23 protein-coding genes and 1 pseudogene are annotated in these 25255 nt (G+C 66.8%); 7 read left to right on the top strand and 17 right to left on the bottom strand.

Going from position 1 to position 25255, the window contains the following annotated elements:
* Window positions 1-3: 3 nt before the first annotated feature.
* The 5 genes from EET10_RS01445 to ricR all read right to left on the bottom strand — a co-directional run bounded on the left by EET10_RS01445 (window position 4) and on the right by ricR (window position 5988).
* Window positions 4-2259, bottom strand: a complete 2256-nt coding sequence (locus tag EET10_RS01445) for a molybdopterin-dependent oxidoreductase (RefSeq protein ID WP_122501836.1) — start codon at window positions 2257-2259, stop codon at window positions 4-6.
* A complete protein-coding gene (locus EET10_RS01440) occupies window positions 2256-2843 on the bottom strand; it encodes a TetR/AcrR family transcriptional regulator (RefSeq protein WP_099187912.1) in 588 nt (195 codons plus the stop codon). The genes EET10_RS01445 and EET10_RS01440 overlap by 4 nt, the downstream gene beginning before the upstream one ends.
* A 310-nt stretch (window positions 2844-3153) precedes the next feature.
* Window positions 3154-4179, bottom strand: coding sequence for a L,D-transpeptidase (locus EET10_RS01435; protein ID WP_036399179.1), 1026 nt, complete (start codon window positions 4177-4179; stop codon window positions 3154-3156).
* A gap of 119 nt (window positions 4180-4298) precedes the next feature.
* Complete coding sequence (locus tag EET10_RS01430) at window positions 4299-5555, bottom strand: MFS transporter (RefSeq protein WP_051490252.1); 1257 nt, start codon at window positions 5553-5555, stop codon at window positions 4299-4301.
* A 142-nt stretch (window positions 5556-5697) separates the two neighbouring features.
* Window positions 5698-5988: a copper-sensing transcriptional repressor RicR gene (gene ricR / locus EET10_RS01425; protein WP_036399730.1), complete on the bottom strand. Its 291-nt coding sequence runs from the start codon at window positions 5986-5988 to the stop codon at window positions 5698-5700.
* A gap of 123 nt (window positions 5989-6111) precedes the next feature.
* Between ricR and ilvD the strand changes: the two genes are divergently transcribed.
* Window positions 6112-7806, top strand: a complete 1695-nt coding sequence (gene ilvD / locus EET10_RS01420) for a dihydroxy-acid dehydratase (RefSeq protein WP_036399181.1) — start codon at window positions 6112-6114, stop codon at window positions 7804-7806.
* Between the two features lie 3 nt (window positions 7807-7809).
* Here ilvD and EET10_RS01415 read toward each other — a convergent pair.
* Window positions 7810-7947: pseudogene (locus EET10_RS01415) on the bottom strand (O-methyltransferase); the annotation flags it as partial.
* A gap of 137 nt (window positions 7948-8084) precedes the next feature.
* On the opposite strand from EET10_RS01415, the gene mymT reads away from it, so the two are divergent.
* A complete protein-coding gene (gene mymT / locus EET10_RS30380) occupies window positions 8085-8240 on the top strand; it encodes a copper-binding metallothionein MymT (protein ID WP_281280104.1) in 156 nt (51 codons plus the stop codon).
* Window positions 8241-8277: 37 nt separating this feature from the next.
* Here mymT and EET10_RS01405 read toward each other — a convergent pair whose 3' ends face one another.
* The 4 genes from EET10_RS01405 to EET10_RS01390 are packed head-to-tail and all read right to left on the bottom strand — an operon-like array spanning window position 8278 to window position 12525.
* Window positions 8278-10347: a beta-glucosidase gene (locus tag EET10_RS01405; protein WP_036399736.1), complete on the bottom strand. Its 2070-nt coding sequence runs from the start codon at window positions 10345-10347 to the stop codon at window positions 8278-8280.
* 44 nt (window positions 10348-10391) lie between these two features.
* The gene (locus tag EET10_RS01400) at window positions 10392-10904 is read right to left on the bottom strand and encodes a TIGR04338 family metallohydrolase (RefSeq protein WP_036399183.1); all 513 of its coding nucleotides are present in this window, start codon (window positions 10902-10904) and stop codon (window positions 10392-10394) included.
* A complete protein-coding gene (locus tag EET10_RS01395) occupies window positions 10901-11650 on the bottom strand; it encodes a DUF2786 domain-containing protein (RefSeq protein ID WP_036399185.1) in 750 nt (249 codons plus the stop codon). The genes EET10_RS01400 and EET10_RS01395 overlap by 4 nt, the downstream gene beginning before the upstream one ends.
* Window positions 11651-11685: 35 nt before the next feature.
* Window positions 11686-12525 carry an alpha/beta hydrolase gene (locus tag EET10_RS01390; RefSeq protein ID WP_036399187.1) on the bottom strand — a complete coding sequence of 280 codons (840 nt, stop codon included), beginning with the start codon at window positions 12523-12525 and terminating at the stop codon, window positions 11686-11688.
* 94 nt (window positions 12526-12619) lie between these two features.
* Here EET10_RS01390 and EET10_RS01385 point away from each other — a divergent pair, with 94 nt between their 5' ends.
* The 5 genes from EET10_RS01385 (at window position 12620) to EET10_RS01365 (ending at window position 18528) form a co-directional block, all read left to right on the top strand.
* Complete coding sequence (locus EET10_RS01385) at window positions 12620-13603, top strand: sigma-70 family RNA polymerase sigma factor (RefSeq protein WP_036399189.1); 984 nt, start codon at window positions 12620-12622, stop codon at window positions 13601-13603.
* Between the two features lie 7 nt (window positions 13604-13610).
* Entirely contained in the window at window positions 13611-15047 is a 1437-nt protein-coding gene (locus EET10_RS01380) for an alpha/beta hydrolase domain-containing protein (protein WP_063466739.1), read from the top strand.
* Window positions 15048-15184: 137 nt separating this feature from the next.
* Window positions 15185-15910, top strand: coding sequence for a pirin family protein (locus EET10_RS01375; protein WP_036399738.1), 726 nt, complete (start codon window positions 15185-15187; stop codon window positions 15908-15910).
* Between the two features lie 47 nt (window positions 15911-15957).
* Complete coding sequence (locus EET10_RS01370; protein ID WP_122501835.1) at window positions 15958-17340, top strand: YhgE/Pip domain-containing protein; 1383 nt, start codon at window positions 15958-15960, stop codon at window positions 17338-17340.
* Between the two features lie 75 nt (window positions 17341-17415).
* Window positions 17416-18528, top strand: coding sequence for a phosphodiester glycosidase family protein (locus EET10_RS01365; RefSeq protein ID WP_099187906.1), 1113 nt, complete (start codon window positions 17416-17418; stop codon window positions 18526-18528).
* Here the strand turns inward: EET10_RS01365 and EET10_RS01360 are convergent.
* Genes EET10_RS01360 through EET10_RS01330 form a run of 7 tightly spaced genes read right to left on the bottom strand, consistent with a single transcriptional unit; the run spans window position 18521 to window position 25045 of the window.
* Window positions 18521-19228 carry a YoaK family protein gene (locus tag EET10_RS01360; RefSeq protein ID WP_036399195.1) on the bottom strand — a complete coding sequence of 236 codons (708 nt, stop codon included), beginning with the start codon at window positions 19226-19228 and terminating at the stop codon, window positions 18521-18523. The two genes, EET10_RS01365 and EET10_RS01360, sit on opposite strands and share 8 nt — an antisense overlap.
* Window positions 19229-19251: 23 nt before the next feature.
* A complete protein-coding gene (locus EET10_RS01355) occupies window positions 19252-20124 on the bottom strand; it encodes a hypothetical protein (protein ID WP_063466741.1) in 873 nt (290 codons plus the stop codon).
* Window positions 20091-20645, bottom strand: coding sequence for a hypothetical protein (locus tag EET10_RS01350; protein WP_036399198.1), 555 nt, complete (start codon window positions 20643-20645; stop codon window positions 20091-20093). The genes EET10_RS01355 and EET10_RS01350 overlap by 34 nt, the downstream gene beginning before the upstream one ends.
* Window positions 20642-21628, bottom strand: a complete 987-nt coding sequence (locus tag EET10_RS01345; RefSeq protein ID WP_122501834.1) for an RDD family protein — start codon at window positions 21626-21628, stop codon at window positions 20642-20644. The genes EET10_RS01350 and EET10_RS01345 overlap by 4 nt, the downstream gene beginning before the upstream one ends.
* The gene (locus EET10_RS01340) at window positions 21625-22401 is read right to left on the bottom strand and encodes a hypothetical protein (protein ID WP_036399202.1); all 777 of its coding nucleotides are present in this window, start codon (window positions 22399-22401) and stop codon (window positions 21625-21627) included. Before EET10_RS01340 ends, EET10_RS01345 begins: the two co-directional genes overlap by 4 nt.
* Entirely contained in the window at window positions 22371-23927 is a 1557-nt protein-coding gene (locus EET10_RS01335) for a virulence factor Mce family protein (RefSeq protein WP_036399204.1), read from the bottom strand. Before EET10_RS01335 ends, EET10_RS01340 begins: the two co-directional genes overlap by 31 nt.
* The gene (locus tag EET10_RS01330) at window positions 23921-25045 is read right to left on the bottom strand and encodes a virulence factor Mce family protein (protein ID WP_246013708.1); all 1125 of its coding nucleotides are present in this window, start codon (window positions 25043-25045) and stop codon (window positions 23921-23923) included. The genes EET10_RS01335 and EET10_RS01330 overlap by 7 nt, the downstream gene beginning before the upstream one ends.
* Window positions 25046-25255 lie beyond the last annotated feature (210 nt).

Raw genomic sequence — 25255 nt, 5'->3', positions numbered from 1 at the left:
TGGTTAACCCGGCGGTACGAGTGGCGCCCCGGTTCGGCAGGGTTCGATGCGCGCCGGCACATGTTTGTGCCACGGGGTGCCGGCATAGGGGTCACGCCACCGCGTCGATGTCAGCGTGTTCGGGGCGACGCCCGGGGTACGTAGCTGGCCGTCGTCGTCGGTGTAGTCCAGGCCAAAGCCGTTGGGCAGGGCGGCATGTCCGGGCAGCATCGTCTCGGTGATCTCGACGGTCGCCTCGGCGCTGCCGGCCGCGGTGGTGATGCGGGCTCGGCCGCCGTCGACCAGACCGAGAACTTGGGCGTCTTCGACACTGACCCGCAACGCCCCGTCGGCGTCGCGTTTGCGCCAGGACGGGTCGCGGAAGATGTCGTTGGCGGTGTAGGCGCGGCGCTCGCCCACCGAAAGCACGATCGGCAACTCCGGCGTCGTCAAAGCCGCCGAAGCTCGGCCCAATGACCTTATCTCGTCAAGCATTTCGGGGATTTCCAGGACGATCTTGTGGTCGGCGTGGCTGATCAACGCGAAGTCGTCCGGGTAGTTGTGCGCGGTGAAGGTGACCCCGGAGCGGCCGGACAGGATCGCGTCGAACAAGGCGTTGCCGTCGGCGTGCCCGGCGCGCCGGACGGCGTCGGGATAGGTCATCGCGGTCTTCTGGGCAAGCCCCCACAGGGCGGCCGCTCCCGCCAGCCCGTTCGGAAGCGTCGGGCCGAGGGTTTCGTAGAGCACGTAGGGAAGCAGTTTGGCCACAGTCGGATTGGTCGCCACCGCGGCGAGAAACGCTTGAGTGTACGCCTGGCGACCTTGCTGCGCTGCCTCGCGCAGCGGCCGCAGATCCGCGTCTTCGACAACATCCAACGCGCGTACCAACCGCGACCAGATTTCCGGTTCCGGCAACGTTCCCGGCAGCGGTTCCAGTATCGGGTGGCGCAGGTGCACCGCGTTGTGCGGGAACTCAAAGTTGAAAAAGGTCGCTTCGACCTTCTCGAACTGAGACGACGCCGGCAGCACGTAATGGGCCAGCCGGGCGGTTTCGGTCATCGCGACGTCGACGACCACCAGCAGTTCCAGCGTTGCGAACGCCTCCCTGCAGGCCGCCGAATCAGCAAGGGAATGAGCGGGATTCGCGCTTTCGACGATCATGGCGCGGAAACGGTCCGGATGGTCGGTCAGGATCTCTTCCGGTACGACATTGCCCGGCACCAGTCCGGCGATGATGGGAGCGCCGGTGACCGGCGTGCGTCCGGATACCGTACTGAACAACGGTGCGAACGACGAATGCAGATGCTGGCCGCCCTTTTTTGCGAAGTTGCCGGTGAGAATCCACAGCATCTTGTTCAGGTACGAACACAGGGTGCTGTTGGGCGCCTGCTGGACTCCGAGGTCCTCGAACACCGAGACGCTGCCCGCGGTTCCGATCCGCCGGGCCGCCGCTCGCAACAATTCTTCGTCCACTCCGCAACGTTGCGCGTAGTCGGCGACGGGAACCTCCCGCAGTACGGCGTGCACGGCGTCGACGCCGTGCACGTGTTCGCTGAGAAACGCCTCGTCACAGAGGTTTTCCTGAACCAGAACGGCCGCCAGTGCCGCCATGCACCAGGCGTCGGTGCCGGGCCGCACCCGCAGATGAAAGTCGGCCATCTTGGCCGTGTCGGTGACGACGGGATCGATCACGATCATCGATCGGGCGGGATCTTTGGCGATGTCGTTGAGCACCACTCGGGCCCGCGGGAAGCTCTGCGACATCCACGGATTCTTGCCGACGAACACCGATACCTCGGCGTGCTCGAATTCGCCGCGCGTGTGGCCGCCATACAGCTGCCAATCGATCCATGCTTCTCCGGTCTTTTCCTGCGCCAGAGCATTTGATCGGTAGCGCGCGCCCAACGCTTTCAGGAATGCGCCGCTGTAGGCACCGCCGAGATGATTGCCCTGCCCGCCGCCGCCGTAATAGAAGATCTTGTCGCCGCCGTAGATATCACGGATCCGCTTGAACCCGTCGGCGATTTCGACAATGGCGGTGTCCCAGTCGATTTCCTCGTAGGTTCCATCGGATCGGCGGCGCAGCGGCGAAGTCAGGCGACCACGGTTGTTCTGGTAGTGGTCCAGGCGCAACGCCTTGTTGCAGGTGTAGCCGCGGGACGCCGGATGCGCTTTGTCGCCGCGGATACGGGCCAGTTTGCGGTCTGCTACCTGCACCACGATGCCGCAGTTGCATTCGCAGAGGATGCAGGCAGTGGGCTGCCAATCCATGGTGGTCATTGCGGTTTCCCTTCCGGCAGCTCGGCCAGTAGCAGGTGGCGCAGCTGGCGGTGAACCGACTCAAGTGGCGCAAGGTCGCGCCGCACCCGGGCCAGCAGGAGCGCCCCTTCCAGCGCCGACACCGCCAGCGTCGCCAAATCGTTCGACCGGGCGGCCGGAATGCCGTCGCCGGCGAAGCGCCGCGCGAGCAGATCCGACCAGCGGTCGAACACCGCCGCCGCGTGCTCGATCACCGGCGCCATCCGCTCGCCGTCGGTGCCCTCGCCGGCTTCGACCGCCACCGCCGCGATGGGACAGCCCGCGCGAAAGTCGCTGGCGAGCAACTGCTCGCGGTACCAGTCGATCAGCGTGTCCAGCAGGTCGAGGCTGCCGCGCGGCTCGGTGATGATGGCCGCGACGTGCTCACCTGCGTAGTCGACGGCCTCGCACAGCAACTGGGTCCGCCCGCCCGGGAAGTAGTGGTAAGCCGAGCCGCGTGGCGCCCCGCTGTGCTGCAGCACATCGGAGATGGCGGTGGCGCGTGCGCCACGCTCGCGGATCAGCAGCGCGGCAGACACGACCATGCGTTCGCGCGGACTTCGCACGGCTACTCCTCGGGCCTCAACTGTCTATGTATGTTGCTATACATAATGCAGTTGCGCAAGGGCCGCCGGCCGCGGTTTGGGCGGAGGAGCGACTTTGGCACGGGAGCAGCCTGGCCAGGGAGTGGTTTGGGCACGGGATCGGCGCCTTAGGCCTGGGCATAGGCGCAGCCGGTGGCCGGATCAATCCCCGGTCCGAGCTGCAATGTCGGCGTCTATCCAGGCCCGGCGTCAGCACTGGTGAGCGACGCCGCGAGACAGGCTCAGATCCCTGGACGTCACCAGGTCCGCGACCGGCCCGCGAGCGCAGCTCTTAGATCTGCCAGTCCTGAGCGCCGTCGTTCTTGTTGTAGGTCCCCACGGAGTTCTTCACGATTACCGGGTCCCCACTGCCGAAGTTGTCGTAGAACCACTTGGCGTTGGCCGGACCGAGGTTGATGCAGCCGTGGCTGACATTGCGCTTGCCCTGATCACCTACCGACCACGGCGCGCTGTGCACGAAGTTTCCGCTGTTATCGATCCGGACGGCATCGGAAACGGTCACCTTGTACCCCTGCGGCGAGTTGACCGGGACCCCGTACGTCGAGGAATCCATCACCACCGTCGGGAACTTCTCCAAAACGTAGTACGTGCCGTTGGGGGTTTGGTGGTTACCGGCTGACATCCCCATGGACATCGGGAAGGTCTGCTGCACCACGCCGTTGCGGGTGATCGTCATCTGGTGCGTGGCGTCGTCGGCGGTGGCCACCAGCGCGTCACCGGTGCGAAAGCTCGACCTGGTGCCGGCCGCATCGATGTTGACCGCCGTGTTGGCCGGCCAGAACTGCAGCGGGCGCCACCGAACTTGGGTTGGACTCATCCAATAGAACTTGCCGGGGACCGGCGGGATCGACGAAATGTGGATGGCGCTTTCAGCCATCGGGCGGTCGGCGATGGGCACCTGGAAGTTGATGATGATCGGCTTGGCCACACCAACCATCGCGCCGTTGACCGGGTTGAATGTCGGCGGGCGGAAGGGCGGATCGCCGACAAACGGCGTCGGATCCTGCCCGGCGACCGGGCCGGCTGCGGCAGGTATCGCCAGCGGGTCGGGCGGCGGCGGTGCAAGCGGGTCGGACACCGGAGGCAGGGCCAGCGGGTCGGGTGCGGGAGCTCCCGGGTCGGCCGGCTCAGCCGGCGCGATCGCTTCAGGGTCGCCGGGCACCTGGTCCGGGTCCGCAAGTGCGGGACCGGCGCCCAGCAGCAACACCGAAACCACCCCGGCTACATTCACCGCGGCGAAGAGGCTTGCCCCCCTGCCTCTCCTGCCCCCCTTGCGGGCCCTCGTCCAGCGCGACATATGTCATCCCTCCGGTCACGTCCTGGCCCCCAGTGTGGCATAGCGCAGCGGCTGCTTTCCGGTCCCGCAGCCGCCCGGCACCACGTCAGCTGTTCAGTTCACGCCGTTGACCTGCAGCGTTAGTGAGCCTGTGAAGTTGCGCGCGGCCCCTCATCCGCAGCCTCGAAGACCCGCCGGGCCACCGATACCCCCACCAGTGCGACGCCCATCAAGATCGCCGATGCGGTGAGCATCAACGCCACACTGCGCTCGTACAGCAATCCACCGGCCAGTGAGCCGGCCATGATTCCCAGCTGAAACGCCGTCACATACAGCCCGGATGCTCCGTCGGGGTCGTCTGCTCCGCTGCGCATCGCCGCGGATTGCAGCATCGGCGACACGGCGGTGGCCGCCGCTCCCCACAGCACGATCGCCCCGGTCCCGACGACCAACGTCGTCACCGGCGCGCGGTCACCGCCGAAAGCCAGCCCCGTCAGCACGACGAACGCAACGGTCAGGCCGGCGACACAGAAAATCACCGCGCCCTTCGGCCGGCGGTCCAGCGGGCGCGCCACCAGGGCCACCGCGATCACTCCGGCGACACCGTAGGCGGCCAGCAGCCACGCCTGGCTCGGCCCGTGCACACCGACGACCTGCCGGATGACCACCACGATGTAGGTGTACGAGACGAAATGGCCGGTGACGCCGATCATGGTGATCAGGCTGACGATGATCAGCGCCCGATTGCGGTGGTGGCGCGATCGCGGACCAACGTGCTGTAACTGATCCGCGCTGAGCACGAGCTCGGGCAACAGCAGCCGGGCCGCCACTGTCACGGCGGCAGCCGCAACGGTCACGCACACCGCTGCCAGCCGCCAACCCCACATCAGGCTCAACACGGCCGTCAGGGGACTGCCCACCACCAGCGCCAGGCTGGTTCCGATGTAGATCGAGGTGGTGGCGCGTCCGGCGTGGCTGGCCGGCACCAGTCGGGTGGCGATCGGGGCGATCACCGACCACAGCAGGCCGTGGGTGACCGCACAGAGCACCCTTCCGGCGGCCAACACCGCGAAGTTGGGTGCCAGCGCCGAGATCAGCTGCGAAACGGTCAGACAGACCAGGGCGACCACCAGGGTCCGGCGGCGCGGCCAGTGCGCCGTCCAGCGCACCAACGGAACCGTCGTCAGAGCCGCGACCAGCGCATACCAGGACAACAGGGTCCCCACCAGGACGATGCTGATGTTCAGGTTCCGGGCAATCGCCGACAGCGCACCCACCGGCAGGATCTCCGCGGTGACGTAAATGAAGGCCGCGGCGGCCAGCACAGCCAGCTGCGCGGCGATCCGCGGCGTCCACGGTCCGGCGGCAGGGGCAACGGTTCGGGTCTCGGCAGTCATGGCGGTGACATCTATCGGCACTCGCGCATCGCCCGCGCACCGCGGTAGTGCGTCGCGACGATCACGCTGCACTCACCGTACGCACCGCCGCCGCGCCGTCACACGAAATGCGGGTCAACACGCCCGCGCGACTACCACGTACTCAGGAACGAACGAGCCGGGCGATGGCTGCGGAGGCTTCGGCGAGCTTGCTGTCCGCTTCGGTGCCGCCCTCGGCAACGGCACGGGTGACGCAATGGTTGAGATGCTCGTCGAGCAGGTTCAGCGCCACCGCTCGCAGGGCGCTGTTGATGGCGCTGATCTGGGTGAGGATATCGATGCAGTACTTGTCCTCTTCGATCATCCGCGCGATGCCGCGCACCTGGCCCTCGATGCGCCGCAGCCTCTTGGCATAGTTGTCCTTCTGCTGCGAATACCCGTAGTCGGTTGTCATCATTCTCCCAACGATCGGAACGCCCCAATCCTGTGGAAATCTCCGATCGGGCTGCCGTAAACCGTTATCCTACCTCATACCCTAGCGGGGTATGAGGTAGGGCGGCACGAGCATACTTGGACGATGCCCGAAGCCGACATCAAGCCCCGCAGCCGTGACGTCACCGACGGCCTGGAGAAGGCCGCCGCCCGCGGGATGCTGCGAGCGGTAGGCATGGGCGACGAAGACTTCGCCAAGGCCCAGATCGGTGTCGCGTCGTCGTGGAATGAAATCACACCGTGCAACCTTTCGCTGGACCGGTTGGCCAAGGCCGTCAAGGAGGGGGTGTTCGCGGCGGGCGGCTATCCGCTTGAGTTCGGCACGATCTCGGTGTCCGACGGTATTTCGATGGGACACGAGGGCATGCACTTCTCGCTGGTGTCGCGTGAGGTGATCGCCGACAGCGTCGAGACCGTGATGCAGGCCGAGCGGCTGGACGGCTCGGTGCTGCTGGCCGGCTGCGACAAGTCGCTGCCCGGGATGCTGATGGCCGCCGCGCGCCTGGACCTGGCGGCGGTCTTCCTCTACGCGGGCTCGATCCTGCCGGGGCTGGCCAAGCTCTCCGACGGCAGCGAGCGCGAGGTCACCATCATCGACGCGTTCGAGGCCGTCGGCGCATGCGCGCGCGGGCTGATGAGCCGGGAGGACGTCGACGCCATCGAGCGGGCAATCTGTCCGGGCGAGGGCGCGTGCGGCGGCATGTACACCGCCAACACCATGGCCAGCGCCGCCGAGGCGCTGGGCATGTCGTTGCCGGGCAGCGCGGCGCCGCCGGCCACCGACCGTCGCCGCGACGGGTTCGCCCGCCGCAGCGGGCAGGCCGTCGTCGAATTGCTGCGCCGCGGCATCACCGCCCGCGACATCCTCACCAGAGAAGCCTTCGAGAACGCGATCGCGGTGGTGATGGCGTTCGGTGGCTCGACTAACGCGGTGCTGCACCTGCTGGCCATCGCCCACGAGGCCGGCGTCGAGCTGGCGCTGGACGACTTCAACCGGATCGGGTCGAAGGTGCCGCATCTGGCCGATGTCAAGCCGTTCGGCCGCCACGTGATGTCGCACGTCGACCACATCGGCGGGGTGCCGGTGGTCATGAAAGCACTGCTGGATGCCGGTCTGCTGCATGGAGATTGCCTGACCGTGACCGGTCAGACGGTGGCCGAGAACCTGGCCGCCATCGCTCCGCCGGATCCGGACGGCAAGGTCCTGCGCGCGCTGAGCAACCCCATCCACCCGACCGGCGGGATCACCATTCTGCGCGGATCACTGGCTCCAGAGGGCGCGGTGGTCAAGACCGCCGGTTTCGACTCCGAGATATTCGAAGGCGTGGCAAGGGTTTTCGATGGTGAGCGAGCCGCGTTGGACGCCCTCGAGGACGGCACCATCACCAAGGGCGACGCGGTGGTGATCCGCTACGAAGGGCCCAAGGGTGGGCCCGGGATGCGCGAAATGCTCGCCATCACCGGGGCGATCAAGGGCGCGGGACTGGGCAAAGACGTGCTGTTGCTGACCGACGGCCGGTTCTCGGGCGGTACCACCGGCCTGTGCGTCGGCCACATCGCGCCCGAAGCCGTCGACGCGGGGCCGATCGCCTTCCTGCGCGACGGCGACCGGATCCGGCTCGACGTCACCAGCCGCACCCTCGACGTGCTCGTCGACCCGGACGGATTCGCGGCCCGGCAACAGGATTTCGCTCCCCCGCCGCCGCGCTACCGGACCGGGGTCCTGGCCAAGTACGTCAAGCTGGTCGGCTCCGCCGCCGGCGGCGCGGTCTGCGGGTAGCCACCCCTGCTGCGCGGAGACCGCGATGCCAGGCAACCCCGCGGCGTTGCTGGCCAGCAGCGCCGCGGACAACGCCGGGTCGTCGCCGATCAGCGTGCCGTCCAGGAAGGCATCGACGTCGTGCGGGGTCGGTGGGGCCATACCGAAACGCTAGTCCGATCCGCGCGCATCGCGGGCCGATCAAATTCCCCATTCCGGGTGTTTACCCGATACCCGTATGGGGTATAGAGTGATCGTGGTCATCCACTTGGGACTGCAGTCCCCCGATCCGAATGAAGGTGATATTCATGGCGACCCATGAGGCTGGAACCGAGTTGACCTGCGGCCACGAGGGCTGCGGCTGTCGCGTCCACGTCGAGGTCCCCTGCCACGGCTCCAGTGCGGGCGAGCCTCACCGCTGCGCCTGCGGCGACGACTTGGTCCCGGTCCAGTAAGCGGGCAGCCGGTGGTGCGTTCGGATGACCATCGCGCTCATCGCCCGAACGCACGACCGGCCAGCTCGACCTCGGCTGCCAGCGACAGCGCCACCGCCGAAGCGCCCACCGCGACCGCGTAGCGACCCGCCGTGATGCGCCAGCACCCGGCCCGGCCGTCATAGCCGGCCAGCAGCCGTGGGTCCGCTGCGATGCTCACCCGGACAACCTGGCCCGGCTCCAGCTCGACTCGCTGGAAACCCAGTAAGCGCAACCGCTTTGCGTCGGGCACGGCGGTCAGATACAGCTGCGGGATGTCCGACCCGCCCCGGTCACCGGTGTTGACGACACTGAAACTGACGGTCACGGTGTCGCCGCCGGTCACCGCCAGGTCGCGATACTCGAAGCTGGTGTAGGACAAACCGTGACCGAAGGCGAACATCGGGACCCGCCCGGTCCGCGCAAACCAGCGATAACCGACATCCGCGCCTTCGTCGTAGTCGATGGTGATCGGCGTCCCCGGCGGCGCAGCGGGCAGCTCCGGGCGCGGTGTCTGGCCGAGATCGGCCGGAAACGTGATCGGCAGCCGGCCCGACGGATTCACCCGTCCGGCAAGGATTTCCGCGATGGCCGTAGCGCCCGCCTGGCCCGGATACCACGCTTGCACGATGGCATTCACGCGGTCCCGCCAGGGCATGGCCACCGGGTTGCCGGTCTCGAGCACCACGACGGTGTTCGGATTGGCGGCGGCGACCGCCGAGATCACCGCGTCCTGGCCCCACGGCAGCGACAGGTCGGCGCTGTCGAAGCCCTCCCCTTCGGGTCGGATCGCGAACACGATCGCGACGTCTGCGCGGCGCGCCGCCACCACCGCCTCCGCCGGGCTGATGCCGGGATCGAAATCGATCTGCGCGCCCGGGAGTTGCCGTCTCAGCTCCTCGAGCGGGCTCGGCGGTACCAGGTAGAGATTGCGCAGGCCCGCCTGCAGGCCGGACCCGCCGATCGGGATCACGCTCGCGTAGCCGCCCGGCGGTACGACGGTGCTGGAGCCGTAGCCGGCCGGCACACCGACCTGTGCGTAGCCGCCGATGACAGCGATGCGCAAGCCCGAACCGGCAATCACCGGCAGCAGCCCGCGGTTCTGCAGCAGCACGACGCCCTGCCGCGCGATCTGCAGGCCAATCGCGTTGTGCGCCTCCATATCCGGTGCGGGCGCGGGTTCCCAGCGGTCGATTCCGACAGCGAACATCGAACGCAGGATTCGCCGGACCATGTCCGATAACCGTTCTTTGGGCAGCAGGCCCTCGGAGTAGGCGGCACGCAGTCGGTCGCCGAATGCCTCGGCCCCCCACAGCACGGCGTCGATCTGTGCACCGCATTCCTGGTCCAGGCCGGCAAGAGCGCACTCCCAACTCGGTGTCCCGCCCCAATCCGACATCACCCAGCCGCGGTATCCCCAGGCGCCCTTCAGCACGTCGTTGATCAGGACGGCGTTGGCGGCGGCGTAGTCGCCGTTGACCTTGTTGTATGCCGCCATCACCGCGCCGGGTTGGGCCCGCTCGATGGCGATCTCGAAGGCCAGTAAGTCGGATTCGCGGTGCGCGCCGGGATCGATGACGGCGTCCAGCCAGTGCCGGTTTGTTTCGTTGCAGTTCAGCGAATAGTGCTTGGTCGTGGAGATGACACCCTGCTGCTGGATGCCGATGATCTGTTCTGCGGCCATGGTGGCGCTCAACAGCGGGTCCTCGGAAAAGTATTCGAAGTTGCGGCCGTTGCGCGGGTCGCGGGCCAGATTGATGGCACCGGCCAATTGGACGTTGAACCCGCGGCTGCGGGCCTCCCGCCCGATCACCTCGCCGGCGGCGCGGGCCAGCGCCGGATCGAAACCGGCGGCCAGCGCCAGGCCGGCCGGCAGCGCCGTCGCCGTGTCGCCCGGACGGTAACCGGGATTGGTGACGCCTAGCCCGGCGTCGCTCATCCGCAGCGCCGGAACCCCAAGCCGCGCAATCCCGGGCACATACCCCGCACTCATCGGCACCTCCGGCGGAATGCGCTCGTCGCGCAACGGCCACCAGTCGCCGGCCCCCATGACGCCGACCAGCAGCGTAAACCGTTCGCCGTCGGTCATCTGGGGCTCGATCTCGCAGGCTCGGGCGTCGGGGTCGCATGGGCTCACCGCACACCCTCTTTCGCGTAGACGACCCGCAGAATGTGGCCAACCTCGGCTCCCATCACCAACTCGGCCAGCTCACACATCGTCGCCACGAACTGCGGCCCGTGCGGCGGCGGTACGCGGCACAAATGATGTGCGACTTCATGGAGCACGACCAGCTCGCGCATCGCCCAGGCGGCGGTGTCGCGGTCCGGGACGGCGATGGTGCCTGCGCCATCCCGGTTTTCGTAGTGCGCCGCGGTGGCCGCCCGGCGGGCACGCACCCGCAGCGGCGACACCGACGGCCAGTTCCGGCGCACCGCCGGCAGGCCCAGCACGTCGTCGACGTAGCGCTGCACCGACGCCACCGACGCGAACCGTCCTTCGGGCGGCAGCGTCAACCGCGTCCCGAAGAAGTCCACACTGGGTGATCCGTGCTCGACGGCACGGTCGAACAGGGTGCGGACGAATTCCTCGGCCGCATAAACCCTGGCCCGCTGAGAGTCGCGGCCCGAGGAGTCCTCCCGGGTCACCGGTCCAGGGCGGGTCGCGCTCCGGGCAGCTCGGCGCTCTGGCCCAGCCGGGCCTGCCGCCCGGCCCGGTCACCGGCGCGCCGCGCCGCCGAGGAATATCCGGCCGAGGCCCGGTGGGCCCGCCAGGTGCCGCGCGCCCGAGACGCGCCACGGTAGTAGTCGTGCAGCTCGATTTCCTTGTCCCGCAACGCGATAGCGGTTCCCGGTGCCCGACCGCGGTCCGCGGTGACTTCGCGGGTGGCCTGCGCACGGGCCTCGGCCAGGCGCTGACCGACTCGAGCGCCGAAGGCCAGCTGGAAGTTGAGCCTGGCGGTGATGGTGGGCGTCGGCCGGTGTGCCCCGGAGGTAAGGTAGGCATCGGAAGCCCGGACCATCTGCACCACCAGGCTGGCGTACAGGGCGTGGGTCGCGTCGATGTCCTCAGGGAACCCGTAGGCATACAGGAACGTCGAATTCGACGCGACGTCGCAGCGTACGTCGTTGGCCGCGGCGATCAGCACGAACAGCTGCACGTAGGTCCGCAGCCCGCGGGCGCCGGCCGTTCCGATGGTGATGGTGCGCTGGGTCGGCGCCTGCGCGGCCGAACGGTTGGCCGAATGTGACCGCGCCACCGCGAGGTCGATGGACGCCGCCGTGGCCATCCGCTGCGCGGCGGCCATGAACGCGTCGGCTTCGTGGGGATTGTCGGTGCCTTCGGCCTGACGCAGCAGGGCGGCGATGCGGGCCAGCATCTTGTCGTCGGTCATGGCGCCAAACTACTGCAGCGGTACGACAATTCGGTTCAGAGGCGTTTGGTGATCCAGCCGACCACGTCATCGAGCACCTGGTCGCGCTCCGGCTCGTTGAAGACCTCGTGGTAGAGCCCGGGATATTCCTTCAGCTCGACATCGGTGGATCCCACACATTCCACCAAGCGCCGGCTGCCCTCGATCGGGATGAGCCGATCGCCCGTGCCGTGCACCACCAGCAGCGGCGCGGTCAGCGCCGGCGCCCGTCGCGGCATGGTCTCGCCGACCTGCAGCAGCGCCCGACCGATCCCGGCCGGCACCCGGCCGTGGTACACCCGCGGATCGTTCTGGTAGTCCGCCACTACCTGCGGGTCGCGGGATATGGCGGTGAAGTCGAGCTCCTGGACCGGCAGGCCGGGCACCACGACGCCGAGAACCTTGGCGGCCAGCGCCACCACCGGCGACACCAGATCCTGGGCCGCCACCGCCGGCGCCGACAGCACCATCAGGTCGTAGTTGTCCGGGCGTTCCACACCGTAGGCGAACACGATCCCGCCGCCCATGCTGTGCCCGAGGACGATGCGCTTGAGGCCGGGGTTTTCCCGGGTGGCGATGCCCACCAGGGTGTCGAGGTCGGCGGTGTATTCGGAGATGTCGCGGACCAGTACCCGCTTGCCGCCCGAGCGGCCGTGTCCGCGATGGTCGAGCGCGTAGGTAACCAGACCGGCCTCACCGAACCGCTGCGCGACGTGGTCGTAGCGGCGGGCATGCTCGCCCAGACCGTGAGCGAGCACGACCACGGCTTTGGGTTCGTTGTCGGGTGTCCAGATGTCGTAGACGATGTCCACACCGCTGACACCGGCGAAGTTCCGTTCAGTGCGCGTCGCGTTCATTACGGGCAGCTTACGGGCTGCCCACCGACTGCACGGCGGCTCCCCGGGCGGGGTTGGGCGGGGTGTGTCATAGGCGCTGCGTAGGCTCGTCGGGGTGGGTCTGCTAGCACAGGACAATGAGCTGGGCGGTGATTTTTCCGCCCGTGCCGAACCCTACCGGCGCGAACTGCTGGCGCACTGCTACCGGATGACCGGATCGTTGCACGACGCCGAGGATCTGGTGCAGGAGACGCTGCTGCGCGCCTGGAAAGCGTACGACCGGTTCGAAGGCAAGTCCTCGATACGGACCTGGCTGCATCGGATCGCCACCAACACCTGCCTGAGCGCCCTGGAAGGCCGTCAGCGCCGGCCGTTGCCGACCGGACTGGGGACGTCAAACTCGGATCCGACGGCGGAGTTGGTCGAGCGCGGTGAGGTGCCCTGGCTGGAGCCGCTGCCGGAACCGACGAATGATCCGGCGGATCCCTCGGTCATCGTCGGGTCGCGCGAATCGGTCCGCTTGGCGTTTGTGGCCGCGCTGCAGCATCTGTCGCCGCGGCAGCGTGCGGTGCTGTTGCTGCGCGACGTGCTGCAGTGGAAGTCGGCCGAAGTGGCCGAGGCTATCGGCGCCACCACCGTCGCCGTCAACAGCCTGCTGCAGCGGGCCCGGTCCCAGCTGGAGACCGTGCGCCCCAGCGCCGAGGACCGGTTGAGCGCGCCGGATTCGCCGCAGGCCCAGGACTTGCTGGCCCGCTACATTGCCGCGTTCGAGACCTACGACATCGACCGGCTGGTGGAGCTGTTCACCGCCGAGGCGATCTGGGAGATGCCTCCCTACGTCGGCTGGTACCGCGGCGCGCGGGACATCATCACGCTGATTCACCAGCAATGTCCGGCCGAATCGCCCGGCGATATGCGCATGATCCCGTTGGTGGCCAACGGCCAGCCCGCCGCGGCCATGTATATGCGCGCGGGTCAGCGGCACGTGCCGTTCCAGTTGCATGTGCTGGACATGGTCGACGGCCGGGTGTCGCACGTGGTGGCTTTCCTCGACGGCTCACTCTTCCCGAAGTTCGGTCTGCCGCCGTCGCTGTCATGACGTTGTGATGGCTGCCGTTTCGCCCGTCCCCGGTAAGCCGCTGCTGCTGTTGGGCGCCTTCGACATCGGCAGCGTGGGCTACGTCGCCGAGGAATTCTTCGTGTCGGGCACCGCCGCCTCCTACGCCCCGGTGTCCGGGCTCGGCCCCGACGGCCGTTGGGTGGCAACACCTGCGGGCGCTGCCGAGTACACCACGCGGCTCGTGGCTTTGACCCCGGCCGACCGGACACGATTCAACGGCACGGTGCTCGTCGAATGGCTCAACGTCAGCGGCGGCATCGATGCCCCGGCCGTATGGATGATGGGTCACCGCGAAATCATTCGCGCGGGCTACGCCTACGTCGCGGTCTCGGCGCAGCAGGTGGGCGTCGCCGGGGGTGCCGCCCTGCTCGGCCTGGACATGTCACTCAAGAGCCAGGATCCGGCCCGCTATGCATCCCTGCAGCACCCGGGCGACGCGTTCTGCTACGACATCTTCAGCCAGGCCGGAGCACTGATCCAAGACCGTGACGTGCTGCGCGGGCTAGGCCCGCAACACGTTGTCGCCGTGGGTGAATCCCAATCGGCGATGTTCCTGACCACCTACATCAACGCCGTGGACCCGCTTGTCCAATGCTACGACGGGTACCTGGTGCATTCGCGCTTTGCGCCCGCCGCGCCACTGGATGGCATGTCAATCTTCGACGATTCGCCGACCGGCACGCCACGGGCGGTCCGGTTCCGTCCGGACCTGCGCGTGCCGCTGATCACCATCATCACCGAAACCGACCTTTTCGGCGGTGTGGGACATGGGTATTACCACGCAAGACAGCCCGACAACCGGTGGCTGCGGGTGTGGGAGATTCCCGGCGCCGCTCATGCCGACAATTACACGATCCAGGTAGCGCCCATCGACACCGGGTCCGCGCCGCTCGACGCCATCGTGGCCGCCTACGCACCAACGAAAAGCCTGATGGGGCAGCAACTTGACCACTACATCAACTTTGCGCCACAGCACCACTACGTGGTGCAGGCGGCGCTGGCTGCCCTGAACCGCTGGGTGCGCACCGGCCAGCCCGCGCCGGCCGCGCCCCGCATCGCAGTGCACCACGCCGATCAACCCCGCCCCGTTCTGGACGCCAATGGCCTGACCCGAGACGGCGTCAGGACGCCGTGGGTGGACGTTCCGATTGCGCGCACGTCGGGCATGGGCACCGAGGAAAGCGTCATGTCCGCCATTTTCGGCCGCGGCCAACCCTTCGACAGCGCCACCCTGCGCCGCCTGTACCCGGGCGGAGTCGACGAATATCTCGACAAGTTCACCACCGCGCTGGACCGAGCGCTTCAAGGCGGCTTTATCCTGCTCGCGGACCGACGCGAAATTCTGCAGCTCGCCGCCGCGACGTATCCCCGGGACGAGGCGCAGCGGCCGGCGAATCAGGGCTGGACACAACAAGGTTCGTGAGTGCCCCGCGCGGGCGGCGAGCCGATGCAGCCGGTGCTCCCCGCGGCCGCATCGCCGACGCCGAGGCGGCCAGTTACCGCCGCCCGAGGCGCCCCGCGGCACGCACCCCGGCAGCGGGCGCCACTACTGTGGAAACCATGCCTGCCACCGTGGAGATTCGGCGAGCCGCCGAGCGGGCAGTCACCATGACCGACTGGCTGGAATCCAGACATTGCTTCTCTTTTGGCGACCACTACGACCCGGACAACACCCATCACGGCCTGCTGCTGGTCAGCAACGACGACGTCGTGCAACCGGGGACCGGATTCGACACCCACCCGCACCGCGATATGGAAATCGTGACCTGGGTGCTGGAAGGTGAACTGACCCATCGGGATTCGATGGGCAACCACGGCGTGATCTACCCCGGTCTGGCCCAGCGCATGTCGGCGGGCAGCGGAATCCGGCATTCGGAAACAAATGAATCAGCGACGCGGCCAGTGCGTTTCGTCCAAATGTGGATAGTGCCCGACCGGACCGGCATTGACCCGGGCTACCAGCAGCACGATATCGGCGATGACCTGTCGAACGGCGGTCTGGTCACGATCGCCTCGGGCATCAACGGCCACGACGCCGTGATCACGCTGCACAACCGCAGCGCGGCCCTGCACGCGGCGCGGTTGCGGCCCGGCGACACGGTCGACGTTCCCGCGGCGCCTTATCTGCATCTGTTTGTCGCCCTCGGCCGGGTTGGCCTGGACGGGGCTGGCGAGCTGGCCGAAGGGGACGCGGTCCGCTGCACCGACACCGGGGCCCGGCGGCTCGCCGCCGACGGCCCCGCGGAAGTCCTGGTGTGGGAGATGCACACAAACCTGGGGTCCTGACCCCGCGCTGACACCACATAGAGTGGGCTCGACAGACAGGAGCCCACATGTCTCGATCACATCCGCGTCATGCCGCACCGAACCCCAAGCGCAGCATCAAGTCGGTTCGGACCGTGCGGTTCTGGGCGGCTCCGATCCTCATCACACTGGCCCTCATGTCGGCGCTGGCAGCCCTGTACCTGGGCGGAATCCTGAACCCGGCGACCAACCTGCGCCACTTCCCGATCGCGGTGGTCAACCAGGACGCCGGGCCCACCGGCAAACAGATTGTCGAGGGTCTGGTGGCCGGATTGGACAAGAACAAGTACGACGTACGCGTCGTCACCCACGACGAGGCCAAGCGGCTACTGGACCGGGCTGAGGTCTACGGTTCGGCCGTCATTCCGCCGACTTTTTCCTCGGCGCTGCGCGATTACGCGATCAGCGCCGTGCAGCCGACCCATGCGGACCGGCCCACGATTACCATCTCGACCAATCCGCGCGCGGGCACACTGGGCTCGAGCATCGCCGCCCAGACGTTGACCCAGGCGATGGCCGTGGTGAATTCCAAAGTCGGGCAACGTCTTAGCGCCGATGTTGCGGCGCAGACCGGCGGCGCGCCGCTGGCCGGCGCCGCTGCGCTGGGGTTGACCAATCCGATCGACGTCAAATCCACGGTCTACAACCCGCTGCCCAACGGAACCGGTAATGGCCTGTCGGCCTTCTACTATGCGCTGTTGCTGCTGCTGGCCGGATTTACCGGCAGCATCGTGGTCAGCACGCTGGTGGACTCGATGCTCGGTTACGTACCAGCCGAATTCGGGCCGGTGTATCGCTTCGGTGAGCAGGTCCGCATCTCTCGATTCCGCACCCTGCTGCTCAAGTGGGGATTGATGACGGTGCTGGCCTTGCTCACGTCGGCGGTGTACCTGGCGATCGCCCATGGCCTGGGCATGCCCATTTCCCTGGGTTGGCAATTGTGGCTGTACGGAGTGTTCGCGATCATCGCGGTAGGCGTCACGTCCAGCTCGTTGATCGCGGTGCTGGGATCGATGGGCTTACTGGTGAGCATGTTGATCTTCGTCATCCTCGGGTTGCCGTCGGCGGGCGCCACGGTCCCCCTCGAGGCGGTGCCGCCGTTCTTCCGCTGGCTGGCCACATTCGAGCCGATGCACCAAGTGTTCCTGGGGGTAAGGTCGCTGCTCTACCTCGACGGTCACGCCGAGGCGGGACTGTCCCATGCCTTGGCGATGACATGCATCGGTCTGGTCATCGGCCTGCTGTTGGGGGGGATCATCACCCACCTGTACGACCGCAAGGGGTTCCACCGGATACCCGGGGCGGTCGAGTTGGCCATTGCGGCGGAGCACCAGGCGCAGCACCAGGCACGGGAACGAGCCCGCGCCGGCGCCGTCGAAGGTCCGAGTGAAAATCCAAGCGAGCAAACGTAATTCGAGTGCCGCACAATCGTCATATCTCTGTTACATAAGTTGACAGTGTGACAGATGTGACTAATTCTGGGATGGCTGCTTCCCGATCGGGCCGAAAGGGCAACCGTGCTGACGCCATCTGCCAGCCTGCGCCGACTTGCGGCTTGTCTTGCCTTAGTGGCCGCATGTGCCACGCTCACGGCCACCACCGGACGACCCCTGGCCCATGCCGCCGACGGTCGCGAGATGCTCGAGCACGCCATCGCCACAACCAAGGGCTCCTACCTGGTGTACAACTTCGGCGGCGGGCACCCGATGCCGCTCCTCAACGGCGACGGCGGCCGCTACGAGATGAACAACGGCGGCCATCTCATGATCATCAAGAATGCGTCCCAGCGGCTGCAGCCGCACCTGCTGGTCGATACCCACACCGGTGACCAGGCGCGCTGCGAACACAACGCTGGGGCACGCACCAACGAAGGGCTTTGGCAGGCATCGGAGATCTATGCACCGCTGCAGGCCTGGCAGCGAATGGGACAGCCGACAATCGCGATCAACGCCAACTTCTTCGACGTACGCCCGCAAAAGGGCGGCTCCTGGAGATCGACCGGCTGCAGTTCGCCATTGGGCGCGTTCGTCGACAACACCCACGGCCAGGGCCGCGCCAACCAGGCGGTCACCGGCACCGTCGCCTACGCCGGCAAACAGGGCCTGTCCGGCGGAAACGAGACCTGGACCTCGCTGACCACCATGATCATTCCGGCGGGTGGTGCGCCATATGTGTTGCGGCCCAAAGGCAGAGAAGACTACGACCTGGCCACTCCGGTGATCCAGGACCTGCTCAACAAGAACGCAAAGTTCGTCGCCGTCGCCGGCATCGGGCTGTTGTCGCCGGGCAACACCGGCCAACTTCACGACGGCGGCCCGAGCGCCGCGCGTACCGCGCTGGCCTACGCGAAGCAGAAGGACGAGATGTACATCTTCGAAGGAGGTAACTACACGCCGGACAACATCCAAGACCTCTTCCGCGGCTTGGGAAGCGACACGGCGATCCTGCTCGACGGCGGCGGGTCGTCGGCAATTGTGTTGCGCCGCGACACCGGAGGCATGTGGGCCGGCGCGGGGACGCCGAAGGGCTCGTGCGACACCCGCGAGGTCCTCTGCGACTCCCATGAGCGGGCGTTGCCCAGCTGGCTCGCATTCAACTAGTAAGTGCCTGAGGCGTTTTGCGATCCACGGGGCCGTAGCGGAAGACCAGCATGCTCACCCAGATGACGGCGGCGGCCAGTGCGAAAACCGGCGCCACGGTCGCCCGGGACATGATGGCCCCGAGCAGGGCGCCGCCGCACATCGCCGCGATCACGCTATAGCGCAGCACGTTTCGGCCACCCGTGCCGCCAGCCAGCCGGCTCTCGGCGCCGATAGCGACGATGGTTGACGTCAACATTGTGGTACTGAGCTCGCGAATGCCGAATTCCCGAGCGATCGCGTTCTGCAAGCCGAACGTCAATGCGAGCCCACCGATGAGAAACAGCTTCGTGTTGTCGTGATAGTGCAGTACCCCGCTGCCGGCCAGTACCGACAACGTCGCCAGCACCAAGACCTCGGTCCCCAGCGCCGTGCTGATCCAGCGTCGTGGCTCGCGACCGAGCGCCCGAGTGAACCGGCCACCGATGATTGTGCCGATGACGAAGGTGACCACGGACACCAGGCCGGCGACCAGGTCGATACCCGTCTGCGACTTCGGCACCAGGCAAATGCCGAGGAAGATCACGTTGCCGGTCATGTTGGCCACGAACACATGCCCGAGGACCAGCACACTGATCGCGTCGGCCAAGCCGGTGGCGAAGGTCAGCAACAGCAGCGCGGCGATCGTCAACCGGTGATACCGGGGCGAGCTGACGGCCACGTAAACCCTCGACCAGGCCGGGGCTACAGGCGCGGCGTCAAATCCAGCGAGGTGATCGTCGTCATCCTGGTCACAAACCAGCGAGCGTTGTCCCGCTTCATGATCAGCCGATACGACAGATACTTCATTGCCGGAATGTTCTTGGTCAGCGGGCTGGTGGTGGTGGTGTTGGTGTACACGATGGCCACCGCATTGGGACCATCCAGCGATTCGACGGCGACGCCGGTGACCTCGGTGTTGTTGGTGACCTTGGCTTGCTTGTTCGGCGCGACGATGCTGTCGACGAATTTCCGGTATTGCGCTCCGAAGTCACCGCTGAGGTAGACCGCCGCGCGATCGGCCAGCTTATCCATGTTTTCCGGGGTGTAGGTCCACAACGTGGTGATCGCGTTCGCCGCGGTCCGCGCTACGTTGAGCTTGACGGCGACGACCGCGCGATCGGCCAGGTACGGCTGCAGGGTCGCGCCGGCAAAAGCGGCAGAACCCACGAAAAGCACGACGCCAACCGCGGCGACAGCGGCGGCGACTCGCTTGCCGCTGGGGCGTTTGACCTTGCCGGTCAGTCGCTTGAGGAACCCGACCTTGCGCCCGGCGCCGTCACCGGCGGCCTCACCGGCGGCCTCAGTGTCGGAGTCGGTGTCGGAGTCGGTGTCGCCCGAACCGTCGTCGTGACCGGCGGCCTCGTCGGAGTCGGACTCTTCGGAATCGGTGTCGCCGCCGTGCTCGGACTGATCGGCTGCCGCTGCCGCAACGTCGTCGCTTCCGGGGTCCTCGTCCGCCGCCTCGATTGCTTGAGTTGCCTGATCGTCGGTCTCGGCGTGGGAATCCGGCTCGGCGTGGGACGCATCCGAGTTGGCCTCGGTCAGATCATCTGCAGCAGGTTGCTGATCTTCCACTGATTCCCTTCCTGCTTAGCTATGGCAGCCCAACGGTTCGTGTTCTCGAAGACCTCTTTGCCATCGGGTGACTTGGAGGTGACCTCGGTGGCCACCAAAACGCTGGCAGTGCCGTCGTCGTTCCACCGTTCCACGCCCGCATCCAGGACCGTACCCTTGGCGGGTTCTGCTTGAGCGACCTGCAGCAGGATCTCGTTCGCCTTGTCGTGGTACTGCTTGGCGAAATCGCCGGTCGCTTGCGCCAATATCCGCTCGACGTATTCGTTGGCGTGATACGGGTCAACGGAGGTGAACTGCCCCATGAACCATTTCACGTAGTTGACCACCTCGTGCTCCCGGTGGGCGGCCCGATCCCGCGACACGTGCGCGACCAGCATCAAGCTGGATAGCGTGATCGCCACCGCCATCACCACCGCAGCAGAAATGGCCACAAGCGGGAATACCCAGGGTCGCCTCGGCAGCAGCGGGTGTGTGACCAGCAGGGGGCCCTCACCGGGGTGGAATCTGCGCCGCGGACTCATTTTCCGTCCCCAGGCGGCTTCGGTTTGGTCAGTACGGTCAGGTCGTCAACGCGCCAGTGGTCGTCCCGATCCCTTGCGAAGCTGACCCGGACGGTTGCGCTGATGTAGCGGATATCGGGCGGTGTGCCACGGCGACCCTGCATGAACAACAGCATGGTCGCGCGATTCGGCGTCGCGGACTGGATAGAACTGCCCGTCACCCAATACTCGTTGAGGACGGGGTGCCCCTTCGCGACGGTGTCCTGCTGGGCGGCCAACTGGCCGCGGTACCTGTCGGTGGTCAGTGATTGTGCTCGGGCGAAGTCCTCGCGCAACGTTTTCGGGTCATACGTCAACATCTGGGAGACCATCTTGGGGCCCTGCGTCGCAAGCTCTGCACGGGTTCGATCGGTTGCCTTGTCGTAGGAGTACACCACCGCGTAGCTCACACCGGCACCGCCCAGGCACAGCCCGGCCGCGGTGACCAGTGCCACCGCCGTCCACCGCCGGACCTTGGCCGGCCGCCCGCCGGGATCAACGGTTCGCACCTCGGTGCGCAACAGCATGTCGGCGAAGGTGCGCCGGTCCGGATCCCACAGCGGCCACAGCCATCCGACCATGAGCGCCACTGTGTCTACCAGGTGGGCAAGGTCGCGCATCATCAGCCGCCACGGGCCGACGGCGTCTCCAGCGGCCCGATTGTGGTGTACCACCGCGATTCCGCACAGGGCGCGTCCCAGGGTCCAACCGGTCAGGGAGGGCACTAGCCACCGGTTGACCGACATCAGCAGGGTCACCAAGGCCAGGATGGCGACGCACACCCACCACCATGAGCTGTCCGACGGCACGGTAAACGAGACCAGCGCCAGGGTCGCTACCACCGCAATACCCGGCAGCACATCAACGGCGAACGCAGCAACCCGCAAATGCCATGGCGCCAAAGCCTTTTCGGCTAGGACTTGGACGGTCTCGGGGGTCTGGATCTCCTCGACCACCACCGTCACTTCGTCACCTGGTCGAGTTTCGAAATCTTGTACTGGCCATCGGTAGGTGTCATGCGCACCCGCAGTCGGTAGCCCGTTTCCTGATCCTGCGCCTGATCGTTGGACATCCGGACGCGCAGGGCGACGAGCACGTCAACCGATCCGTCGGGATTGTTACGCTCGACCGCGGCCCGCATATCGGTCAACTGAACGTGCACGTTGGCGGCCTGGTACGCCTGAACGAGCATGCTGCTGTAGAGCACGGCTTGGGAGCGGTACTGATCGGTGCCGCAGTCGATGATCTTCTGTTCACTGGCGGCCATGGAGTTGGTATCCGGTGCCTGCGTGACCGCGACGCAGTCCTTGGCCACCTGAAGCGCTGCCGCGTTGTTGCGGGCTACAACCTCGCTCTGCTGGTGGGCACGCAGCGCCAGATAGCCGCCGGCCCCGATACCGCCGGCGACGAGCACCAGCGCCGCGCTGAAACCGACTAGCCACCCACGACCCAGACGCGACGGGCGCCGCTCGGCAGCCGGCGCCGCGATTTGGTCCTCACCTGCGGTGTCGGAGATGTCCGGACCGGCTCCGTCCTCCGATTCGACCGAGTCCTCGTCCGTCGCCTCGGGGCTGTCCTGACCGACCGCAGATCCTGCAGTCAGTTCACCCTCCGTGTCGGGGGTGTCTGAGCCGGTGTGGGCCTCGGATTCTGCCGAGTCCGCGTCCGTTGCCTCGGGGCTCGACGAATTATCCGCGTCGATGGGGTTCAGCCGGCTGGCGCCAGCATCTCCTTCCATCCGTCGTCTCCTGTTTTGGTCGAGTTTTCGACGGAGTATCTGACTCCGTCAGGCCCTACCAGTTCACCGCTCTGAGGGCTGTAGACCGCCGTGGGCGGCCCGCCCGGAGTGTAGACACAGGGGTTGGGCTGCTGTCCGTTGCACTGCACAGTACCCGAACCGGGCCGCTGCAGCGGGTCACTGACCGGCGGCGGCGTCCCGCCCGGAGGCAGTCTATCGGCCGGTGCCGGGTTCATGCCGTTATTGATCGACGGCGCCGGGATCACCAAGCCGGGCTTGACCGGCTGATCGCAGCGCGCCGCCGGCGCCGGGCACGTCAACAGCTGGTTGGGGTCGCCGTACCACGGATTGGTACCCGCCGGGACGTAGGGTTTCGGATCGCGGCACTCCCGCGGCGTCGCCGCTCGCTTGCCCGGGACGTCAACGCACGGAATGTTGCGCGACCCGCGCACGCTGTTGGCCGGGGTATCCATCGGAATCTTGCAGTACGTGCCCGTCGGCAACGGCTGCAGGCTGGTGTCGGCAAAGGAGCGCCACTCCGAGGCAGGGATGAACCCGGTCAGACACGGAGGCGGCTGGTTGATCGCCAACGCCAGGTCAAGGGCGGCCATGTTGGGGAACGGCGCGGCCACCGTCTGCGCGATCGAAGCACCCTGCGGCAAGAACACCAGCACCTGCTCGACGCCTTTGTGGTAGCGCTTGAGCAAGTCGAACACGACTTCGAGGTTCGCCAGCGTCTGCGGCAGCGAATCACGCACATCGGTGAAGACCTCGTTGAGCTGGTCAGCGGTCGGCGCTGCTTGGGACAGAATGCTTTTCACGTTCTGGTCCCGTTTCGCGGTCTGGGCGGCCAGGGTGTTGAGGTTGTGCGCCCAGCGTTCGATCGCGTCACCCGAGCGGACCTGGCTGTCGATGACCGGTCCGGAGTGGTCGATGATGTCGTTCACGTCGTTGATCTGGGTCCGGAAGTCACCGACGATCGCCTGCGTGGCGTCGACCAGCCGTTGCAGGGCAGGGCCCAAACCACCTACGGCTTGCGCCGTTTCGTCGAGCAGCACGGGGATCTTGTCCGCCGGCAACACCTGAAGGCCGCGGTTGGCGGTGTCCAGGGCCGGCCCGATCTCACTGGGCACCGTCCCCTTGGTGATCGTCTGTCCGGGCGAAAAGACCTTGCCCGGGTTGCCCGTTGACACCAAGTCCAGGTACTGCTCGCCGACCGCCGATACCGAATGCACGTTCGCCGACGCATCGACCGGGATCTTGTAGCGGCTGTCAATGCTCATCGTCGCCTCGGCGCCGGTGGGCGTCGGCTCCACGTCGGTGACCTTGCCGATGGTGACGCCACGATAGGTCACGTTGGCCGTGGGGTAAAGACCGCCCGATGCCGGCAACTCCGCCTTGAGCGTGTAGCGGCCGATGCCCGCCAGCGATGGAATCCGCAGGTAGTACACCCCCAGGACCAACAGCGAGACCACCGTCAGGACCGCGAACACGATCAACTGGCGTTTGATGAAGGGAGTCAGCATTGCCGGTCGCCCCTTTCCACCAGCGGTCCGCCGGGCGCGTCGTTCGGGTTCGGCGTGTAGCGGACGTCGGGGATCATCGTCTCGGGATCGCGGCCGAAGGACTGCTCGAGCGCGCGCAAGGCTCCGGAAAAGCCGGTACCGGTGAGCAAGGCGTTGTCCATGGCACTGAAGGTCACGTCAATCGTGGCGGACACGTTCTGGTAGTCGCCGCGGAACAGCTTCGGCACCGTATCGATGTCGTACGGCTGGGTGAGAATCAGCTTCAGCGCGCCGATCAGATACTGCGAGCCGCGGCCGAGTTCCTTGAGCGGGCATTGCAACGCTTGCAAATCGGTATGCAGCGGGCCGCGCGCCTCCGACAGGTACTGGTCGGTGACCTGGGTGAGCTGTCCCAAAGCGTCGACGGCGTTGATGAGCAGATCGCGCGTGTCGGCGAAGTGCTTGATCAGCGGCGGGATGTCAGTCAGCACCCGGTCCAGCACATCGGATCGGCGCCCCACGTAGGCCAGCAAACGGTTGGTGGAGTCGATAGCGTGGGTGATGTCATCGCGTTGCTGGTTGAGCTGGTCGGTAAAGGTGTCCAGCTTGGTGAGGAAGGCCCGAATCTGGTCGGCTCGCCCGTGGAAGACGTTGTAGACCTCGTTTTGGAGCACCTCGAGATTCGGGATGCCGCCACCGCGCAAAATCAGCGAGATGCTGGCCAGCGTTTGCTCGGTGTTGGGATATGCGGAGGAGTTCTTCAGCGAAATGGTGCAATCTTGCTTGCGGTGCGGTGGCGGGCACAGTGGCTGCGGCGACGGGTCGGGCGGCGACACGAGCTCCACATGCTGAGAACCCAGCAAACTGGTCTGGCCGATCTTCGCGGTTGCGTTCCTCGGTAGCTTGACGCCCTTGTCGATCCCCAGCTTGAGGGTCGCTATCCAGTTCTCCAATCTGATGTCACGTATCGAGCCGACCGTGACGTCGGCGACCATCACCTTGCTGTTGCCGTTGATCGCCAACGTGTCGGGTACCTGCACGTAGAGCACGTAGGACCCGTCGCCGGTGCCCGGACCACCCGGAATCGACACATTGGAGATCCCGCGCCAGCCACACGAACTCAGCATCAGTGCGACCATCAGCAACGCCAATGCCTGCCAGGCGCGGTGACGGACGCGTCCGACGGCGCCCCTCGGTGTCCAATGGCTCGGCTTGCTCTTCGCGCGTACCGCGCTCATCGCGCCCCTCGGTGTCCAATGGCTCGGCTTGCTCTTCGCGCGTACCGCGCTCATCGCGCCCCTCGGTGTCCAATGGCTCGGCTTGCTCTTCGCGCGTACCGCGCTCATCGC

The organism is Mycobacterium pseudokansasii (assembly GCF_900566075.1).
In the GTDB taxonomy this organism is placed as follows: domain Bacteria; phylum Actinomycetota; class Actinomycetes; order Mycobacteriales; family Mycobacteriaceae; genus Mycobacterium; species Mycobacterium pseudokansasii.
The sequence above is the reverse complement of the archived record's forward strand: the minus strand, read 5'-3'. Positions and strand labels throughout refer to the sequence as shown.

Bases quoted from the DNA above. Each gene is read 5' to 3' on its own strand.
- EET10_RS01445 (WP_122501836.1), bottom strand. From the start codon at position 2,259: ATGACCACCATGGATTGGCAGCCCACTGCCTGCATCCTCTGCGAATGC.
- EET10_RS01435 (WP_036399179.1), bottom strand. From the start codon at position 4,179: ATGTCGCGCTGGACGAGGGCCCGCAAGGGGGGCAGGAGAGGCAGGGGG.
- EET10_RS01430 (WP_051490252.1), bottom strand. From the start codon at position 5,555: ATGACTGCCGAGACCCGAACCGTTGCCCCTGCCGCCGGACCGTGGACG.
- ricR (WP_036399730.1), bottom strand. From the start codon at position 5,988: ATGACAACCGACTACGGGTATTCGCAGCAGAAGGACAACTATGCCAAG.
- ilvD (WP_036399181.1), top strand. From the start codon at position 6,112: ATGCCCGAAGCCGACATCAAGCCCCGCAGCCGTGACGTCACCGACGGC.
- EET10_RS01405 (WP_036399736.1), bottom strand. From the start codon at position 10,347: ATGACCGACGGCGAACGGTTTACGCTGCTGGTCGGCGTCATGGGGGCC.
- EET10_RS01395 (WP_036399185.1), bottom strand. From the start codon at position 11,650: ATGACCGACGACAAGATGCTGGCCCGCATCGCCGCCCTGCTGCGTCAG.
- EET10_RS01390 (WP_036399187.1), bottom strand. From the start codon at position 12,525: ATGAACGCGACGCGCACTGAACGGAACTTCGCCGGTGTCAGCGGTGTG.
- EET10_RS01380 (WP_063466739.1), top strand. From the start codon at position 13,611: ATGGCTGCCGTTTCGCCCGTCCCCGGTAAGCCGCTGCTGCTGTTGGGC.
- EET10_RS01375 (WP_036399738.1), top strand. From the start codon at position 15,185: ATGCCTGCCACCGTGGAGATTCGGCGAGCCGCCGAGCGGGCAGTCACC.
- EET10_RS01370 (WP_122501835.1), top strand. From the start codon at position 15,958: ATGTCTCGATCACATCCGCGTCATGCCGCACCGAACCCCAAGCGCAGC.
- EET10_RS01350 (WP_036399198.1), bottom strand. From the start codon at position 20,645: ATGAGTCCGCGGCGCAGATTCCACCCCGGTGAGGGCCCCCTGCTGGTC.
- EET10_RS01340 (WP_036399202.1), bottom strand. From the start codon at position 22,401: ATGGAAGGAGATGCTGGCGCCAGCCGGCTGAACCCCATCGACGCGGAT.
- EET10_RS01335 (WP_036399204.1), bottom strand. From the start codon at position 23,927: ATGCTGACTCCCTTCATCAAACGCCAGTTGATCGTGTTCGCGGTCCTG.
- EET10_RS01330 (WP_246013708.1), bottom strand. From the start codon at position 25,045: ATGGTCGCACTGATGCTGAGTTCGTGTGGCTGGCGCGGGATCTCCAAT.